Consider the following 15,669-nt stretch of genomic DNA (forward strand, 5'->3'; position numbering starts at 1 on the left):
TATGTTTTCAGTACAAACTTATCAAGACAGAAGAGCTGTATTGCAAAGCAATGTAGCGGGTGGAATTCTATTGTTTTTAGGAAATATAGAAAACCCTGTAAATTTTGAGCATAACCCTTATTATTTCCGTCAGGACAGTACCTTCCTGTATTATTTGGGGATCCAGGAACCGAAAATTGCTGCTATTATTGATATCGATGAAAATAAGACTATTGTTTTCGGAGATGAATTAAGTATCGATGATATTGTATGGATGGGCAGACAGGAAACTTTGAAAGAAAAAAGTTTAAAATCCGGGGTTCAGGAAACTTTACCATATGATGAGCTTTCAACATACGTACGAAAGGCGCAAGACTCCGGTAGAAAAGTACATTATCTTCCTCCCTATCAGTCTTCGAATAAAATCCTGTTGAGTGATCTTCTGGGCATTAAAATAGCAGAGCTACAACCTTCTGTTGAAATGATCAAGGCAGTTGTAAAACAACGTTCAGTAAAAGAAGCTCAGGAAATTGTACAGATAGAACAGGCTGTTAATGTATCCAATGAAATGCATTTGCTGGCTATGCGTATAGCTAAGCCGGGTGTTAAAGAATATGAAATAGCAAATGCTATTCAACATCTTGCAGGAAATAAAGAGTGCCCAATGTCCTACCCTCCTATTGTTACGATTAACGGAGGTATACTTCATAATCATTATCGTCTTAATACCCTTAAAAACGGGGATCTTTTCCTAAATGATTCCGGAGCTGAAACGGCTATGGGATATGCAGGTGACTTAACACGGACCTTCCCCGTCAGTAATGCTTTTAGTACCAAGCAAAAAGAAATATATGAAATCGTCCTGAATGCTTTTGAGAATGCCCAGCGCCTTTTAAGACCGGGTATTCCATTTAAGGATATTCATCTGAAAGCTTCACAGCATCTGGTAGAAGGACTTATTGATTTAGGGCTCATGAAGGGAAATTCTGAGGAAGCTGTAAAAAATAATGCCCATACTTTATTTTTCCAATGTGGCCTGGGGCATATGATGGGACTCGATGTTCATGACATGGAAGATCTTGGAGAGCAATATGTAGGATATACTGAAGGAGAACCAAAAGATACTCAAACATTCGGGCTTAAATCTTTACGTTTAGGCAAGTCTTTAGAATCGGGATTTGTAGTAACCGTTGAGCCGGGTATTTATATAATTCCTGAACTAATCGATATATGGCAAGCTGAAAATAAAAATGCTGACTTTATCAATTATGATCGTGTCAATGAGTACCGGGATTTTGGAGGGGTGCGAATTGAAGATGATTTCCTGATCACAAGTGATGGATACCGGCTTTTAGGAAATGGATTGATTAAAACCGTTGAGGAAATTGAAAATTACAGAACAGAACATTTAGCTTAATCAAATACTTTATATGAGAAACATAAAAAAACTAGTTAAAATTGCGTTATGTTTCCTGTGCCTGTCGCCGCTTGCTGCACAAAAAGCACAATGGACACCTGATGGCAATGCCTATTATTCATTTACTAAAAACGGGATCGAAATTGTCAATCTATTGAGTCCCGGAAAAAATCAGACTTTTTTAAGTCCTAGTGAATTAATTCCCTCCAGAAGTTCTGAAGCCTTAGATGTTCAGAGCTTTCAAGTATCCCCTGATGCAAAAAGTTTACTCCTGTTTGCCAATACCCAGAAAGTATGGCGGGACAATACACGGGGAGATTACTGGATTTTTGATAAAAATACAAAAAAGCTTACCCAGCTGGGGAAAGGTTTACCGGCTGAATCATTAATGTTTGCTAAGTTTTCTCCGGATGGGAAAAAAGTAGCTTATGTGTCTAAACATAACATTTATATTGAAGATCTTTCAAGCAATAAGTTCAACAAAATCACTACTGATGGAACGGAGAGAATCATTAACGGTACTTTTGACTGGGCTTATGAAGAAGAGTTTGGGACTCAGGATGGTTTCAGATGGTCTCCGGACGGAAGTAAAATTGCTTACTGGAAATTGGATGCACGGGGAACTAAAAACTTCCTGATGATTAATAATACGGATAGCTTGTATTCATTTACCATTCCGGTAGAATATCCTAAAGTTGGCGAGAACCCTTCGGGTTGCAGTATCTGGCTATATGATTTGGCTACCCAATCTTCAAAAAAGGCTAACATAACAGGAGATGAGGTACAGCACTATGTTCCGAGAATGGAATGGGTATTGGATTCCAAATCTATTATTCTTCAGCAATTGAACAGAAAGCAGAATGAAAGTAAAATTATAATCGCAGATGCCAGCTCGGGAGCCAGTAAAACGATTTATACCGAAACCGATCCTGCATGGATTGATATAAAATCACGATGGAATGATAATGATCCTAGTGGATGGGACTGGATTAATAACGGAAAAGAATTCCTGTGGCTTTCTGAAAAAGATGGATGGAGACATATTTATAAAATAGATTTAAACGGAAAAGAAACACTGATTACAAAAGATGCTTTTGATGTTATAAAACCGGAATTTTTTGATATTCCGAATAAACTTATTTATTTCATAGCTTCCCCAAAGAATGCTACTCAGGAGTATTTATATAAAGTAAGCCTGAATGGTGGCAAGGCAGAAAGGGTTACTCCCGAAGCTTACCCGGGCTCTAATGCTTATACTATTTCACCCAATGGAAAATTGGCTATGTTTAATAACAGCAGTGTGAATGGACACTCTATCGGAAGTGTTATATCACTTCCGGATCATAAAGAACTGGTAGTGGCAAAAAATACTGCAAAAGCAGACCCTGCTAAGTCTAAAGCAGAGTTTTTCCAGATCACTACACAAGACGGCGTTACTATGGATGGATGGGTGGTAAAACCTAAGAATTTTGATCCTAATAAAAAATATCCTATTGTTTTCACTGTGTATGGAGAGCCAGGAGCACAAACGGTAACAGACAACTTCTATACAGGCTGGAACAGTTTGTATATAGGTGATATGGCTCAGGACGGTTATTTATATGTTTCTCTTGAAAACCGTGGGACACCAGCACCCAGAGGACGTGAGTGGAGAAAGTCTGTTTATCGTAAAATAGGACAGCTTAATATTCGAGATCAGGCAATGGGAGCAAAAGCTTTATTTGCCAAATGGCCTTACGCAGATACTTCCAGAGTTGCAGTATGGGGCTGGAGCGGTGGTGGATCTTCCACACTGAATCTTTTGGGGCAGTATCCGGATATTTACCAAACGGGAATAGCCATTGCTCCGGTAGCTAACCAGCTGTTCTATGACAATATTTATCAGGAAAGGTATATGGGACTTCCACAAGAAAACAGAGAGGATTTTGTCAATGGTTCTCCCCTGGCTTATGCCAAAAATCTGAAAGGAAATCTCTTATTGGTTCATGGAACCGGAGATGATAATGTACACTACCAGAATACGGAAGCGTATATTAATGAATTGGTAAAATACAATAAACAGTTCCAGTTGATGTCTTATCCTAACAGAACACACTCCATTAGTGAAGGAGAAGGAACGTCACTCCATCTGGCTACGATGTTTACCAAATATTTGAAAGAGCATTGTCCTCCAGGAGGAAGATAATACATAAAAAAATCCCACATGATTGTGGGATTTTTTTATGTAGTTTAGCTAGCCTAGCATCTTATAGGGATTGTAATTTTCGCTACCTTTGATTGGTATGAAAAATAAACAAGCTAACGTGAAGCTCTCGTACTCTTATTATCAAAATCAGGATGTTGTTTTTTTAGCCAAAGATCTTTTGGGAAAAGTACTTTTCACACAGATCGATGGTAAAGTGACAGCTGGGATTATTGTAGAAACGGAAGCTTATTTTGGGGTTATTGATAAGGCGTCTCATGCCTATGGCGGACGAAGAACAGATAGAACCGAAACATTGTATAGCCAGGGTGGAATTTCTTATGTCTATTTATGCTATGGCATCCATCATCTCTTTAATATTGTAAGTTCAGTACAGGATGAGCCTCATGCTGTATTGATTAGAGCTATTGAGCCATTAGTGGGAAAGGAAATCATGGAATCCAGACGAAAGATGCCTGTTACTAAACCCGCAATTTCATCAGGCCCGGGTTCTGCTGCTAAAGCATTGGGAATTGACCGGTCTTTTAATAAAAAAGATCTAACGGGAGAGGAAATCTGGATTGAAGATCGTAAAATCAGATATACCTCTGATGAGGTTATAGCAGGTCCTCGTATCGGAGTGGCTTATGCTCAGGAAGATGCCCTTCTCCCCTGGCGCTTTTTTGTTAAGGGTAATACATACGTAAGCAAGCCGAATAAAGGTTAACTACAGATATTATATTTCACGATTGAATTGCTGCATATAATTCTGAATACGAGCTCACAAGATCATCCAGAGTAAAGCCACGGTTTAAACCACTCGGATTAGGGAGGATCCAAACCTTGGCACCACAAAAGTCTTCGGGCTGTTTTCCCCATACAAGTTGCTTTTTACCTGAAAAAGCCTGATACGCTGCTTTTCCCAGAAAAGCAATATATTGAGGTTTGAATTCTGTGATTTTAGCTTTAAAGGTTTCAAGAGATTGGTCAAATTCTTCTTTTGAAAGCTCATCTGCACGGGACGTTGCCCTTGCTACTGCAGTGGTGAGGCCATATCCGAAATCCAAAATGGTTGACCCATTGACTGGTTCGATCTGATGAGGTGTAAAACCGGCCTGGTGAAGGACTTTCCAAAAACGATTGCTTCTCCCTGAAAAATGAAGTCCATCTCCTGCGGATTTTAAACCCGGATTGATTCCGCAAAAGATAACGTTCAGGTCTTTTGCTATAATATCTATCAGCATTGTTAGAACTGTATGTTAATTGTTTGTTTATAGCAATTTATAAAAATTTAATGGGTTCTGGGCTATCTCTTTATATTAAGATTGATGTAAAAAATCATCATACTTCTATAGTTCAGAGATTTCATCTTGGAAAATGGACACTTCAGTATCCAATTTGGTCAGGTCATCAGATTTACTTTAATAAAATCATTATTTAATAATAATTTTACCATACAATTGATTGCTGTACGCTTAGTTACTCATAGTTTTCAGTTTTTATAAATTGCAGCATGGATTAAGAACCAATAAAAATCTTTTGTACAGTAGTAAATTCCTTGTAGGCCTAAAGGCCAATTGTAAACTTAATCGTGTTGAATAGGATTGGTATGTTTCCAGTCCTATTTTTTAAATTAAGAATAATAAAATATCGGATCATATGAATTGGATTGCTTTAATTATTGCCGGAATTTTTGAAATTGGCTGGCCGTTAGGAATTAAAATGGCACAACAGCCTGGGTATAGTAAATTTGTCTGGATTCTTTTTGCTGTCGCATGTATGGCAATGAGTGGCGGATTTCTTTGGTATTCTCAGAAGACGATTCCTATTGGTACAGCATATGCTGTCTGGACAGGAATTGGTGCAGTAGGTACCCTTTTAGTAGGTATTATGTTTTTTAATGACTCTGCCAATATACTCAGACTCATGTCCGCATTATTGATTGTCGTGGGAATAGTGGGACTGAAAATATTTTAGAAATACATAATCTTATTATTTATTGATTCTTCAGCTGAATCCATACTGGAGCATGGTCACTACTCTTTTCCCAACCCCGGACATGACTATCAACGCCACCGGATTCCAGCTTTGGAATAAGGTAAGGGCTCAGTAAAATATGGTCAAGCCTGATACCGGCATTGCGTTCGTATGCTTTGTATAAATAATCCCAGAAAGTATAGATTTTTTCCTCAGGATATAATGACCTGATAGAATCCAGCCAGCCCTTTTTTAAAAATTCCTGATATGCTTTCCTTACTTCAATTCGATAAAGAGCATCATTTTCCCAGCGTTCAGGCTTATAAACATCGAGCGGGCCTGGAATAATATTAAAGTCTCCAATCAGGATGGCGGGAAGCTCCATTTTGATTAGCTCATTGGTTCGTTTCTTTAGACGTTTGATCCACTCCAGTTTATAATCAAATTTTGGTCCCGGATAAGGATTGCCATTAGGGACATAAAAACAGCATATGACAATTTGATTGATAATAGCTTCTATGTAACGGCTTTGAATATCTTCAGGATCTCCCGGAAGGGCATTCTGAACTTCTGTAATGTCATATTTTGAGAGTATGGCGACACCATTCCAGCTTTTTTGACCACGCCATATAGCCTGATAACCGGCAGCATTAATTTCATTTATGGGGAATCGCTCTTGTGGCGCTTTTAGTTCCTGGAGACAGACAATATCAGGCTTGCTTTCTTTTAACCACTGAAGCAAAACCGGCAACCTTCCGTTCACACCATTGACATTATATGTTGCTATTTTCATATCAGTATTATTAAGTGGTTGTATACTAGAAATATGGGGCAATAATTATTCCATAAAGATGGTTTAAATCTTATTGAAAAATCATATTAAACAATATAATGGAGATCTAAAGTAATTTGATATTCAATACCTTAAAAATACCGCGTAGTGGCTTTCATCATTATTTTACTGGCTGATCAGAGAAAAAGTATAAAACATTTCTGCTCCTATTTGTAAACTTCTTTCTTTGTAAGTTATTGTCTGCTCAGGAGTATGATCGGATATTTTCGGATCTTCATATGTTATTGGAATGCGTACTTCTGCTCCGAAAACCAAAGGGCATTCTCCATCTGCTTGTGTGCATGTCATTACAGCAACAAAACCATTAGCAGGATTAAATGGATCATTGTATTTTTTTGAAAAACCTATGATAGGAAGCGAATTTTCATCGTATCTTATAGCATAAACAGGGTTTTCGAAATCAGAAATTTTTTGAATAGAAAATCCCTGTTCATCCAATACATGAAGGACTGCAGGGAATATTGATGTTTCTTCTGTCCCTCCTGAATAGCATGCTATACTCGGGATATTAAAATAAGCAGCTGCCATTTGTGCCCAAATCTGTGACAGCTGACTTCTCCTTGAGTTGTGCGTACAGATAAAATGAAGGTTGATCAGCTTTTTATCTGTAAGTTTATTTTGAATGAATTCAGCCAATGGTCTGAGTATAGCCTTCCTTTCTTCGGTGATTTCTACATTTTGCAGTAATTCTATTGTCTGTTGGAGTTTGGTGAACATCATTAATTAGTTTATTTAGCAGCATCCGGAATCCGGAGAACAGCATGAGTTCTGACAACGGGAGCTTTTGTTTTTCCTCGGGAATACCACAAGCTTCTCCGGCTAGGCAGGCTGTTGTTTTGTTCTTAAGTATAAAGGTCTTTCCATTGAAATCCAGATCGTATTTACCAATTGTATTGTCTTGATATTCAACCTCAATCTCTTCATCTTCGATTCCCAATTGTTCCTCAGATAGTTTGATAATACTTAAAAGTTTGGATGGCTTTAATCTGTGTTCAAAATCATTGGCATTCCATAGCTGGAAATTGATGACTTTTTCATTCCGTATTGTTCCTCCGCAGTCGATGAAAAGCTTTGTTATTGTCCCTACTTCAGTAACGTGGAAGTGTTCAGGAACGAAGTGACCATTTTCTAATTGAAATTCAACATTAGTCAATGTGGGTAAAATTTTTTTGATCTCAGATAATCTCATGTTCTTATTTTATTTGTTTATTGCAATATTACGATGGTTTGATTTAAAAAAAATGCATCAGCAGCATTTTTGGATGGTAGTAGTGGAAATTATTTTTGAAAAGTATTCTTTTAAGATCTCAAAAGTTTTTTCATCAATACAGTAACAAATTGAAGTTCCTTCAATACTTCCTTTAATTAATCCGGCATTCTTTAACTCTTTTAAGTGTTGGGAAACAGTAGCCTGAGCCAAAGGAAGTTCATTGACAATGTCTCCACAAATGCAAGTATTCACTTTTAGTAAATATTCGATAATAGCAACTCTGGCTGGATGTCCCAGTGCTTTAGCAATACCTGCTATTTTATTTTGCTGCTCTGTAAAATGATCCGTTTTGGTTGCTCCCATTGCTTTATTTTATATCGCAATATTACGATAAATAATGAAAATAACCAAAAAACTATTAATGATATAACTTTTGAGGAAATGGATGGATTAGAAACTAACACTTTTTTATTAGCATTTTGTCTTATCAGAAGTCCAGCCAATCTTTAAAATAGGATGATTTTTCTTTACTGGCAAAAATCTCCAGTTCCGGATTATTTTTCAGTGTTATGCGCAGTTTACCATGGTAATAGTTATAGATTTCTAATATGGCACTGATATGGACAATATACTGACGGTTGACCCTGAAGAAAAATTTCGGATCAAGCTCTCGTTCTAAAACTTCCAATGTCTGATTGATGATATATTCTTTACAGTCATAGGTGACAATACGGGTTATTTTTGATTCACTGTAGATATGCGCTATATCAGAGACAGGCAGTGATATGAATTTATCTCTGAAGGGAATTAAAAACCTTGACCGGAATTCCTTTTTATGATTGCTTAAAGATTCAATCACCTTATTTATTTTTAAATCTGTGGAACGAAGCGGCTGGCTTTCCCATTTTAAAATTGTTTGTTCCAACTCTGCTTTTTCTACAGGCTTCAGTATATATCCTATACTATTCTGTTTAAAGGCTTCTACAGCATATTCATCAAAAGCTGTGGTGAAAATAATGGAACTTTGTATGGTAACCTGTTCAAAAATTTCAAAGCTTAAGCCGTCTAAAAGCCTGATATCCATAAATACCAAATCAGGATGAGGGTTGGATTGAAACCAGTTAACAGAATCTTCAACACTTTCCAAAACGGTAAGTACTGTATAATTAGGGCGTAATTCTTTTAATATGCGGATAAGTTTCTCTGCATTTAAGCCCTCATCTTCAACAATTAGAATATTGGTCATTTTATTAATGGAATTAGTACGGTAAATTCTTTATTATCCTCTGATATCTCTGGAACTTTTTCCGATACCAGGGAATATTTGGTGATGATATTGTTTAATCCTATTCCAAAGGTATTTATTTTTTTACTCTTAAGATTAAGGCTATTGCGCACAATTAAATATTCATCATCATTACAACTTTCTATTGTAATCTGTAGCGGAGAATTTGTAGTTGCTTTATTATGCTTGATAGCGTTCTCTATCAGGAGCTGCAAAGTAAATGGCGGGAGACGGTAAAACTCAAAATTGGAATTCACTTCCACTGAAAAGTTAACGTGCTCGCCTGTTCTTATCTTTACTAAAAAGATGTAGGCTTTCAGAAAATTTAATTCTTCAGATAAGAATATAAGCTCTTTGTCCAGGTTCTTCAAAAAGTAGCGGTAAAGTCTGGAAAAGTTTTCAGCATATTCGTAAGCCACCTTTTGATCCTTTAAAATTAATTCAGATAAAACACTTAAGTTGTTAAAAATAAAATGTGGATCAATTTGTAATTGAAGGTTTTTTAATCTTAATTCTGCTTCAATCTGACGCTGTTCTGCCAGTTTTTGATTTAATACTGCCGTTCTTACTTTTTCTTCAGCGACTTCCACAGTTGCTAATTTAAACTTTCTTAAAAAATGGTTTCCAATATATAAAGTAGCCATACACAATGAAGTAAGCATAGAAACAATACCACATTGAAGGAACAAATTTTTTCTGCTCTCGAATAAATAAGCCGGATTGTCTCTGGAAATTATGAATATACTGATGAAAGTGGAAGTTAATACAAGAATAATTAATACCAGAGTCTGTAAAAACAGTCTTGATAAAGTATTCTTTTCCCAGGTGAGATAACGATTCAGATACTGATCTATGCGCAGGTATAATTCAATAATAATGCCCCAGGCAAGTAAATCTAACCCCCACTCTATAACTAATTTTGAAATAGGATAGTTCCAATAACTTTTCCAAAATAAAGACATTGGATCGATCCAATAGAGAATAAAATTGGATACAATAAAACAAAATAATATGAGTAACAGTCGCGTGATAATCATTATAAAAAACTTCAGTTAAAACTTTATACTAATGTATTAAACTTCAGTTAAAAAAAATATGAGTTCAGTCGTCAATTTATCCGGTTCAGTCTGCTTTTTATTTTTTTTGGACTAAAAATCTTAGATTTTTGTGTTAGCAAAGTTGACTCAAAGAGGGATAGTGACTACAAGAGTATACTATTTAAATAATTTTAAAGCTAAACACGATGATGAAAAAAAATTATGCAAACATTGTTGCACTCGGAGGATATAAGCCAAAATTCGCAAGAACAAATTCATTTTTAGAAGGCATTTTGGATACCACTGAAGACTGGATTGTAAAAAGAACTGGAATTCACGAAAGGAAGATTGAAAATGATCGGTATGCTACATCGGATATGTCCGTATTTGCCATACAGGATCTGCAAAATAAATACGATGTGGAGTTGGAAGATGTAGATGCCGTCATTGTAGCAACATCAACACCGGATTATAAAATGCCTTCTACTGCTCATGTTGTTTGTAAAAAAATGAATTTTAAAAATGCTTTGGCATTTGATTTAAATACGGCTTGTTCCGGTTTTCTATACGCTTTGTCGGTAGGGAATTCTTTCATTGAAAGTGGAAGATTCAAAAAAGTACTTATCGTAGGGGCTGATAAAATGAGTTCCCTGATAGATATTAATGATCGAAATACCACTGTTATATTTGGTGATGGCGCCGGTGCGGCATTACTACAGCCCTCACCAAAACAGAGTTTTTTAGAATCTCTTTTTGAAACAGATGGTGAAAATCAGGAATCATTAATGGTACCTTCTGGCGGGTCTCAGGATCCTATTAACCTTACGAATGTTCTGAAAAGAAACCATTTTCTAAAACAAGAAGGAAGGGTTGTTTTTAAAAAGGCAGTAAGCTCGATCACGGATATTTGTAGAAAAGTGCTTGAGAAGAATGATATGTCTGCTGAAGATATAGACTGGGTTATTCCACATCAGGCTAATATGAGAATTATAGAGTCTGTTGCTAAGAATCTGGGAATAGAAGAATCTAAAATGCTATCTAACCTGAAAAATTTAGGAAATACAGCAAGTGCTTCTATTATCTTATGTTTATCAGATTATCATCATTTATTTAAAGAAGGTGATAAGATTTTATTGACATCCTTTGGTTCAGGTATGGCGTGGGGAGCCACTGTTTTTGAATGGGCGAAAGTAAGTCCGGCTTATGAATTTCAGGAGATACAAAATAGCGGATTAGAAGTGAGTTGTGAGTAATAAACATTCTTTGAAAAATTGTTTATTATTAACTATCAGTGAATATATATTTTGAGATGAAAAACTAAATTATTGTAAATTTTTTTACTTTTTTTTCAGACGGTTCGATGGTTCGTACCAATACAAATACAAAGCAGGCTCCGTAATCTGCTTTGTATCACTGTATTTTTTTGGCTAAACGCAAAGTCGCTGAGAATTTTAAAATAATGTGGTAAAGGTATTTCGATGGCTATCCAAATCTGCTAAATCTGCCTGATCTGCGAGAGTTTAAAAACATGCAGCATTCTGATTATCTTTATGTTAAAAGTAGCTGAATATGGTTAAACGCAAAGGCGTTTCACTTAGCAAAGAGAATGTCGGCTATTTAAATCTGCTAAATCTGCCAGATCTGCGAGAGTTTAAAAACATGCAGCATTCTGATTTATACTTGTGTTAAAAGTAGCTTACATAATTAAACGCAAAGTCGCAAAGGATTTAAAAATAAAGCGTTTTTTAAGACGCAAGGGCGTTTCTCTTAGCAAAGAGAATATCAGCTATTTAAATCTGCTAAATCTGCGAGAGTTTAAAAATATACACCATTCTGATTTATACTTGTGTTAAAAGCAGTTGAGCCTGATTAAGCGCGAAGTCGCAAGGTTTTTAAAAATAAAGTGTTTTTAAGACGCAAGGGCGTTTCACTTAGCAAAGAGTCTAATCTTCGATTTTAGATTTCTCACTTTGTTTCTTGATAAACGTTATCCATATGCTTAATAATCTTAACAACTTAACTCCAAACTTAATGGTTCAATTTAAAATATTAAGAATTATTTTAGAAGTTAAGAATATGAAGAGATTTCTCCTGTCGTAAATGACAAACTTTCGCTAAATCTACGGTTTTACAAATCAACGATTCAGCAATTTTACAATTCCGCGATTTAGCCTTTTTGCTTTTACAAACAATAGAAGTTTACCCCAGCCAGAACATTGGTGAACACATTTTCGTACTTCAAAGTAATCATCCCCCAGATGTAATGGATTTTTTATAACTTGATGCAACCAAATTATAAAATAATGGATGATAACAATAAGTATATAGTCTATGCTGTGGGAGAAGATGGAACGCGGAATAAGATTGATGCAGAATCAATTATCATAACAATTAATGATGAAGAAATAGAAATTCCACTTAGTGCACCGCATCCTGTCTTTCAGGGAAAGCTGACTTTAGTAACGGGATCAACTGTTAAAGGCAGAGAGGATGAAAGAGGAATCGGTGTCCATTTTGTTATTGAGCCTGGCGCGTCCAATGTCATTCATGTGACTCCAAAGAAAAATGGCTAAATGTAATCCCACCATTTGTATCACATACATCAGCCTTATTCCGAAACTTCGGAATAAGGCTGATTCGTATTGACAATCCTGATCGGATATTTATGATTCGCAAACAGAGGGTGTCATATTTATTTTTTCACTTTTCTCTTCTGTTTCTTGTTTTTTAGGGAATGTAATGAAGCTTAGTCCTAAAGTAACTGCCAGCAGAGCAATACTGATCCATACAATCTGATGAATTCCATATTGTGTAATGATAAATCCACCTACAAATGCTCCTAATGATATTCCGATATTGTAGCATGAGGTTAAAAGGCTATTCACAAATTCTAGTGCCTGATGGGGCACTGCTTGTGTAGTCCTGATATTGGGTACCAAAAATCCTCCGGTGTGAACCATTCCCCAAAAAGAAACAATAACAACCATTGCGGTAAAAATACCTCCAAAGTAATAAGCCAATATCTGAACAGAAATTAATAAAATAAAAAATAATCTGGCGGTCAACACTACATTTCTATTCAAAGCCATTCCCATAATCCAGTTTCCTAAAATTCCCAGACTTCCAAACAGAAGCAGCATAACACTGATCTCGGCTCCATTCATATGGGTAATTTTTTCGAGATAAGCAGCCAGATATGTATAGCTGGAAAACATAGCGGCAAGAGTAAGGATAGTAGATATAAGGTTTAGCCAAAGCTGCGGACTTTTTAATACATACAACTGGTTCTGTGATGTTTTATCTTTATTTCCGGGTATAGAAGGCACAAAAAATAAGAGTCCCAGAAAAGCAATAAGACTTATAAAGCTGCTCAGGAAAAATGATGCCTGCCAGTTATTAAAGAAATCTGCGGCGTAAGTGGTTATAGGAACTCCCAATACTGTAGCAAGACTAAGACCGGTCATCACAACTGATACAGCTTTAGGGCCACCTTGTTTAAATGCAATGGCCATAGAGATATTCCAGAATAGAGGATGCAGAAAGGCCGGTAAGATTCTGGCAACCATAAGAATGGTGAAATTGGTTGAAAATGCCGAAAGAATATTGGATAAAACAAATATACCCAATACCATACATAACAAAAGCTTACGGTTGATCTTAGTAGTCAGTGCAGTGATAAACGGAGAAGAGATGGCAACGGTAATCGCAAAAGCACTTAGCAACCAGCCTGCCGTGTCAATAGGCACATGAAATTCTCTGCTGATGGTTGGAAGAATCCCGATGACGCCGAATTCTGTAGTAATAATACCAAAGGCTCCCAGAGCCAATATGTAAATCGATTTTTTCATTGATGATAATTAATTTTTCTGTTTCACAAAATTGGACAGAAAATTTTTATTAAATCAGTATAATTTCATGATAAAATAGTAATTTTACAGCATGAAAAAAGAAAATATAGATCAGCTGGTAAAGGTGGAATATTATAAAACTGAAGATTGTCCGGTAAAGAATCACTTGTTTTCTTTTTTCCAGATGGTCTATGTGATCTCCGGTTCCGGTTTTTTTAAAATTAATAATAATATAACAACCTATAAATCTGGAAGTCTCATATTACTTACCCCCAATGATCATCACAGTTTCGAAATATCCGATACAACAGAATTTTTGTTTGTAAAATTTAGTGAACGCTACATCAGAGAGTATAACTGGAACAATATTAATTGTATAGAATGCTTATTATACCATGCTTCCCATCTGTCAGGATGTATTCTTGGGAATAAACCGGATGAGTTTCTGGTGAAATCGATAGTTGATTCACTTCTTCATGGTATGAAGCATAATGACCTTTATAACGAGGACCTTACATTGCATTATGTCAATGCATTAATTGTAATTGCAGCCAGAAATATTTCAAAGATGAAGCCGGCTAATGCTCACATCAATGCTGATAAAAGAATATTGGGCATCATAGATTATATTCAGGGTAATATTCACGATCCTCAATTATTAAAAGCTTCAGTCATTAGCCAGAAATTTGGCTTGTCCGAGACTTATTTAGGAAGTTATTTTAAGAACCAGTGTGGAGAAACTATTCAACATTTTATTTCAAATTATAAAATGAGATTGATCGAGCATCGCCTGATGTTCAGCGATATGAGAATCAATGAAATTGTGAGTGAATTTGGTTTTGCAGACGAAAGCCATTTAAATAAATTTTTCAAAAAACGTCATCAAATCAGCTTAACGGAATTTCGAAAGAAAAGACAGGTTGTGAATGAATCTGTTGAGATTAATTAATTCATCCGTTTGGATTCAATCAAGAAATATTTACATTAGGTTTACCTGGAAAAAATTAAATTTGTGAATGCAACTGATCATTTCAGTATGCATAACTTTTTAATAAAAGCCTCCATATGAAAAAAGCTTACTCCTCTATCCTACCGAAGAAATTTCTATTCGTATTCGTATTATTTTGTTTGCAATGTATTAATGCCCAGAAGGCAAACAATGAATTGCATGGTTATTACGAAGAAAAAGGAAGTGAAACGTTTTATAAAAGTTTTAGTTTTGATGGAAATGGAAAGGTAATGATCGGTGGAATGGACTATGGGGATTATTTTACAAGAAATGACAGTATTGTGATCTATCCTGACAAAAGTATTTTTATTCTTAAAATCAATAAGGGTCAATTAAAAGGAATTTCATCATGGGTTGAAAAAGGTGTTTGGGTTCCCAGAAAAGATACGATTGTTGCTAACCATAGAACAGATTCGGGAAAAGCTCAAAAAAAGGCTGAATTATTGGCTGAGTATTTCGATAAAACGAAAAAAAGTAATGACTTTGAGGTTCTGTTTTCTGATGAGTTTTCAAAAATGAACGAGGGTCTTTGTAATAAAGGACTGGCTAAAGCCTGCATGAACCTTTTTGGAATAAAAATGCTTCAGTATACTCCGGGTGTGTTAAGCAGTCCGGATAAAATAGCTTCTAAAAAGATAAAGCCTCACCCTGAATTGATTGCTCTTTCTTCAAAAATTATCAGCCTTGGTGAACCTGAAGGATATACTGTTCTTGGCTCTTATTATTATACGTTAGGCTTACGTGACAAGGCTTTTCAAACATGGGATGAAGGAGAAAAGAATGGAAGTATAAAATCTGGGACGACTAAAGCTATGATTGAGTTTGAAGAGGAACTGAATGCTGAAGTAAAAGATTCGGGTAAGGAATAAATG

Annotated in this window: 15 protein-coding genes and 1 pseudogene; 8 read left to right on the forward strand and 8 right to left on the reverse strand. The window is 35.8% G+C overall.

All coding sequences use genetic code 11. The annotated features are described in order from the left end of the window. Position 1: 1 nt before the first annotated feature. The 3 genes from CJF12_RS03810 (at position 2) to CJF12_RS03820 (ending at position 4,305) form a co-directional block, all read left to right on the forward strand. The gene (locus CJF12_RS03810) at positions 2–1,396 is read left to right on the forward strand and encodes an aminopeptidase P family protein (protein ID WP_034685024.1); all 1,395 of its coding nucleotides are present in this window, start codon (positions 2–4) and stop codon (positions 1,394–1,396) included. A 13-nt stretch (positions 1,397–1,409) separates the two neighbouring features. After that, complete coding sequence (locus tag CJF12_RS03815) at positions 1,410–3,581, forward strand: S9 family peptidase (protein WP_051887291.1); 2,172 nt, start codon at positions 1,410–1,412, stop codon at positions 3,579–3,581. A gap of 97 nt (positions 3,582–3,678) precedes the next feature. Continuing rightward, positions 3,679–4,305 carry a DNA-3-methyladenine glycosylase gene (locus CJF12_RS03820; RefSeq protein ID WP_051887290.1) on the forward strand — a complete coding sequence of 209 codons (627 nt, stop codon included), beginning with the start codon at positions 3,679–3,681 and terminating at the stop codon, positions 4,303–4,305. Between the two features lie 16 nt (positions 4,306–4,321). Here the strand turns inward: CJF12_RS03820 and mug are convergent, their stop codons facing one another. Beyond that, entirely contained in the window at positions 4,322–4,822 is a 501-nt protein-coding gene (mug, locus tag CJF12_RS03825) for a G/U mismatch-specific DNA glycosylase (RefSeq protein WP_034685022.1), read from the reverse strand. Positions 4,823–5,237: 415 nt separating this feature from the next. Between mug and CJF12_RS03830 the strand changes: the two genes are divergently transcribed. After that, the gene (locus tag CJF12_RS03830; RefSeq protein ID WP_034685019.1) at positions 5,238–5,555 is read left to right on the forward strand and encodes a DMT family transporter; all 318 of its coding nucleotides are present in this window, start codon (positions 5,238–5,240) and stop codon (positions 5,553–5,555) included. Between the two features lie 19 nt (positions 5,556–5,574). Here CJF12_RS03830 and xth read toward each other — a convergent pair whose 3' ends face one another. The 6 genes and pseudogenes from xth to CJF12_RS03860 all read right to left on the reverse strand — a co-directional run bounded on the left by xth (position 5,575) and on the right by CJF12_RS03860 (position 9,865). Beyond that, on the reverse strand, positions 5,575–6,348 hold the full coding sequence (gene xth, locus CJF12_RS03835; RefSeq protein ID WP_034685017.1) for an exodeoxyribonuclease III: 774 nt from the start codon (positions 6,346–6,348) through the stop codon (positions 5,575–5,577). A 165-nt stretch (positions 6,349–6,513) separates the two neighbouring features. Continuing rightward, positions 6,514–7,125 carry a low molecular weight phosphatase family protein gene (locus tag CJF12_RS03840; RefSeq protein WP_034685015.1) on the reverse strand — a complete coding sequence of 204 codons (612 nt, stop codon included), beginning with the start codon at positions 7,123–7,125 and terminating at the stop codon, positions 6,514–6,516. Between the two features lie 15 nt (positions 7,126–7,140). Next, positions 7,141–7,597, reverse strand: a pseudogene (locus tag CJF12_RS03845) (DUF6428 family protein). Positions 7,598–7,654: 57 nt separating this feature from the next. Beyond that, positions 7,655–7,981 carry an ArsR/SmtB family transcription factor gene (locus CJF12_RS03850; RefSeq protein WP_034685013.1) on the reverse strand — a complete coding sequence of 109 codons (327 nt, stop codon included), beginning with the start codon at positions 7,979–7,981 and terminating at the stop codon, positions 7,655–7,657. A gap of 124 nt (positions 7,982–8,105) precedes the next feature. Further along, complete coding sequence (locus CJF12_RS03855; protein WP_034685011.1) at positions 8,106–8,864, reverse strand: LytR/AlgR family response regulator transcription factor; 759 nt, start codon at positions 8,862–8,864, stop codon at positions 8,106–8,108. Continuing rightward, positions 8,861–9,865 carry a sensor histidine kinase gene (locus CJF12_RS03860; RefSeq protein WP_051887289.1) on the reverse strand — a complete coding sequence of 335 codons (1,005 nt, stop codon included), beginning with the start codon at positions 9,863–9,865 and terminating at the stop codon, positions 8,861–8,863. The genes CJF12_RS03855 and CJF12_RS03860 overlap by 4 nt, the downstream gene beginning before the upstream one ends. A 284-nt stretch (positions 9,866–10,149) precedes the next feature. On the opposite strand from CJF12_RS03860, the gene CJF12_RS03865 reads away from it, so the two are divergent. Both CJF12_RS03865 and CJF12_RS03870 read left to right on the forward strand, forming a co-directional pair. Next, positions 10,150–11,193, forward strand: coding sequence for a beta-ketoacyl-ACP synthase III (locus CJF12_RS03865; RefSeq protein ID WP_168173093.1), 1,044 nt, complete (start codon positions 10,150–10,152; stop codon positions 11,191–11,193). 1,050 nt (positions 11,194–12,243) lie between these two features. Beyond that, entirely contained in the window at positions 12,244–12,513 is a 270-nt protein-coding gene (locus tag CJF12_RS03870; protein ID WP_157759836.1) for a hypothetical protein, read from the forward strand. A 90-nt stretch (positions 12,514–12,603) separates the two neighbouring features. On the opposite strand, the gene CJF12_RS03875 is transcribed toward CJF12_RS03870, so the two are convergent. Continuing rightward, positions 12,604–13,788: an MFS transporter gene (locus CJF12_RS03875; RefSeq protein WP_034685005.1), complete on the reverse strand. Its 1,185-nt coding sequence runs from the start codon at positions 13,786–13,788 to the stop codon at positions 12,604–12,606. A 91-nt stretch (positions 13,789–13,879) separates the two neighbouring features. Here CJF12_RS03875 and CJF12_RS03880 point away from each other — a divergent pair, with 91 nt between their 5' ends. Beyond that, positions 13,880–14,737: a helix-turn-helix domain-containing protein gene (locus CJF12_RS03880; RefSeq protein WP_034685003.1), complete on the forward strand. Its 858-nt coding sequence runs from the start codon at positions 13,880–13,882 to the stop codon at positions 14,735–14,737. A 116-nt stretch (positions 14,738–14,853) separates the two neighbouring features. Beyond that, entirely contained in the window at positions 14,854–15,666 is an 813-nt protein-coding gene (locus CJF12_RS03885) for a hypothetical protein (RefSeq protein WP_034685001.1), read from the forward strand. The last annotated feature ends 3 nt before the right edge of the window (positions 15,667–15,669 follow it).

The organism is Chryseobacterium piperi (assembly GCF_002285635.2).
Lineage (GTDB): Bacteria > Bacteroidota > Bacteroidia > Flavobacteriales > Weeksellaceae > Chryseobacterium > Chryseobacterium piperi.